Annotated in this window: 2 protein-coding genes; both read right to left on the bottom strand. The window is 64.0% G+C overall.

Translation table 11 applies throughout. The features are described from left to right. Nucleotides 1-19: 19 nt before the first annotated feature. Nucleotides 20-1,645, bottom strand: a complete 1,626-nt coding sequence (locus ACOJSN_RS08950; protein ID WP_420112152.1) for a lipopolysaccharide biosynthesis protein — start codon at nucleotides 1,643-1,645, stop codon at nucleotides 20-22. Then, nucleotides 1,635-2,987 carry a hypothetical protein gene (locus ACOJSN_RS08955; RefSeq protein ID WP_420112153.1) on the bottom strand — a complete coding sequence of 451 codons (1,353 nt, stop codon included), beginning with the start codon at nucleotides 2,985-2,987 and terminating at the stop codon, nucleotides 1,635-1,637. Before ACOJSN_RS08955 ends, ACOJSN_RS08950 begins: the two co-directional genes overlap by 11 nt. Nucleotides 2,988-3,239 lie beyond the last annotated feature (252 nt).

A 3,239-nucleotide genomic window follows, 5' to 3' on the forward strand; every position in this document is an offset into this window, starting at 1 on the left:
GCCGTGCGAGGTGGGAGGGCTATCGAGACTCCTGGGATCTCGAGCTTCCGAGACCTGGAGATGCCGCCTCCATCGATCCCGTGGAGGACGACGCTGCGTCGTCTAGCGCAGACGGGCTCGGCGTTGACGATCGGCCGCGTGCGTAGGAACCGATGACGGGGACCTTCTGCCAGAGGTAGTCAGTTCCCAGACGCCGCCGCCATACCCACAGCAACGCCGTGTAGACCATGCCGGTCAAGGCGATACCGAGCAGCAGCCAGAGCAGACTGGTTCCGCCCACCTGACGGGTGACAACAGCCCCCGCGCCGACCACGACCACCGCGAGAAGAGCGACGGGGAGGTACGTCGACGGCTGCAGTCGAACGCGCATCAGTCGATGCACCTGATAGGCAGCAATGCCGTTGTCGACAAGAACCACGATCGCCCAGGTCAGCGCTGCGCCGACGATTCCCCAGTGCGGCACGAGCAACACGTTGAGTCCAACGCTGAGCGTGAGGGCGATGGTCTTGTTGCACATCTGCCATGAGCTGCGGCCGGCCTGCAGCAGGATGCTCTGAAGCATGCCGGCAGCGGTCTGGCACATCATGGCGATCGCAAGGATGCTGAGGATCGGCCAACCTACGACGAACTCATCGCCGAAGATGGCAAGGACCGCTGGTCCGTTGATCGCAAGAACGAGGTAGAACGGCCAGCTGACGATGACCATGCCCCGAACCACCCGCGCGTGCAGGCGGGACGTGGCAGCAACCTCACCGCGGGCGAGCAGGCCTGAGATCGTGGGCGAGACAGCTACGCGCATCGCTTTGTCGACGACCTCGCCGGCTCGCACCGCTCGGGTGGCCACGGCGTAGATACCGGCCTGAGCTGGCGTCGTGAGCGCGGCGACGATAAGGACGTCGGCCCATTGCAGCCCGGTCTCGAGACCCGCACCCACTGCCCGTGGGCCGTTGAACCGCCAGAACTGACGGACACCGACACGGTCGACAGAGGCCACTGCTGCGCGACGTCGCCAGTCCTGGGCCAGCGGGCGCCATATCAGGGCGATCCCGACGAGCAACCAGACCGGGAGCGGGATCAGCCAGGCGGCGAACGCCGCTCCTGCCGTGTTGAGCATCATCAGGCCGACAGCCACGGTGGCTAGTCGCGCGATCGCAGGCAAGATGGACTGGAGCATCGTGAATGCGGTGACGCCACGGACCATCCGCGCCGCGATCTGGACCACACCGCTGACCGCTCCCACCAGCACGAACGGTGCCATGACACGCAGCAAGCCATCCAGCTCAGCTGCCTCTGACGAGTTGCTGAACAACAGAGCCAGTTGGTCCGACCAGAGCCACAGTGCCACGGATGCAAGCCCTGACCCCACGGCTACGGGAAGCAACGCGATCAGAACGATGCGCCATTCCTGACCCTGCCGGTCGTGCGCCCTGTCGGCGGAGATGAAGCGCACGATGCCGCTGTTGGTGCCGAGCCGCAGCACCTGGCTCGCAACGGTGAAGATGCCGACTGCCTGAAAGAACAGTCCGGTGCCGTGAGCTCCAAGGGAGTGCCCGACGAGACTCGTGAGGACGAGCGCACCGAGAGCGGCGACTGCCGAGCCGACGAGACTGACGACCCCGCTCCTCGTCAGCCCTTCACTTCGCATGGCGCAGGCTCCAGAAGGGCACAGGGGCACGCGTCCACCAGTCGGAGTCACCCGCACTCTTCTCACGCAGCATCAAGGCGGCCGCCACTCCCACGAACAGCAAGTGTCGGTCCAAGCCGTAGAACACCGACAGGACGAGGGCAACGACCGTGGCTGCCTGTACCCAGAGCGCCGCGACGTTCGGTGCGTCCCACGTGCGCAACACAGCGCCAGCAAGGAACGCCAGGAACAAACCAAGGCCGACGAATCCGAAACAGAACATCGCGTTCCAGATGGCGCCCTGTGTTCCGACGTAGATCTCCGTGTCAAGTCCCGGTCTCGGGACGCCCCAGCCGAGCACCGGAGAATCGAGTGTTCGTTGGAATGTCTCGAGATACACAGTCGACCGGCCCTCGGTCGTGTCGACCGTCTCTTGTCGCTGCGCGATGCCGTCCAACATGCCTGACCAGACGAGCATGAGCCCAACGGCCGCACTCAACAGTCCGACCCAGATCAGGGGCAACCAGTGGCCCCGCGCCAACAGTCGCAGGAGGACATAACCGATGCCGACAGCCAACCCGACGAACAGACCTCGATTCGTCGTTGCTACGGCTGGCGGCACCGCCGCTACGACCGCGAACGCGAGCCACCACGCGCTGCGTGCGGTTCGCTTCGAGACGACGTATCCGACGACGATCGGGGTAAGAATCGCGATAGATGCGCCCCAGCCGTTGGTGTAGGCGAACGGCGCGGAAGGGCGGACGAATGGCTCTTCGGCACCCCATGGCGTCTGGATCTCTGCAAAACCAGGAAAAGCAAGCTCGGCGACGTAATCATTCTCGAGCAGAGCAGCAGGGACCAGGCGGCCGATGGTCCACGTCAGCCGTCCCTCCGGAAAGAGCATTCCCAGATAGCCGCCGACGACGATAAAGCACCACACGAACGTCAATCCCCGCAAGAGCCTTTGCGGACTCAACGACTCACGGGCGTTGACTATGTAGACCATGATGATGGCGATCGCAAGGAACTGACTGATCCGAATACCCAGGTTCAGTATCTGCCCAAGCCGATCAAGCATCAGCACGGATGGGATCATCCAGAGCACGAACCCCAGCCACGGGAGGATTCCCGGGACGATATCGATTCTGCGGCGCATCAGCAAGAAGGCGAGCATGGGAAGCGCGACAAGCGGAGTGCTGAACGCCAGCAAACCGGTAGCCCAGAACAATGGATATCCCCACAGCACCAGCATCACCGGCCATGCCGGCAGTGCCATCGTCTGCGCCCGAACACCGGCGGAGTGTGATGGCAGTGGGTCGCGGAGCGAACCACGTTGGGGCGACTGCGCGAGTACGGCCGTCATGAATGCATCAGTCTAGTGGCGAGCGAAGCGCCGTACGCACCAGTGGTACCGCAGCACTCAAGTCGTGCCTCGACGCGTCAGGCACCCTGAACGCCTTCGATCCTCAACTGGAAGCTGAGGTTGGGCGTCGACCGGTAGTTGGCGTGCATCGAGGCTGCCACCACGTTCTCACCATCGACCAGCACAGACGCCGGCACCTCGAACACCGAACGATTCGCCACAGCAGACGCCGTGCTCGCAGTTGCGGTCGCG

The sequence above is a fragment of the Pseudactinotalea sp. genome (assembly GCF_048594945.1).
Taxonomy (GTDB): domain Bacteria; phylum Actinomycetota; class Actinomycetes; order Actinomycetales; family Beutenbergiaceae; genus Pseudactinotalea.

What these genes read in the sequence shown, in the direction of transcription:
- ACOJSN_RS08950 (WP_420112152.1), bottom strand. Translation starts at nt 1,645, where the DNA reads ATGCGAAGTGAAGGGCTGACGAGGAGCGGGGTCGTCAGTCTCGTCGGC.
- ACOJSN_RS08955 (WP_420112153.1), bottom strand. Translation starts at nt 2,987, where the DNA reads ATGACGGCCGTACTCGCGCAGTCGCCCCAACGTGGTTCGCTCCGCGAC.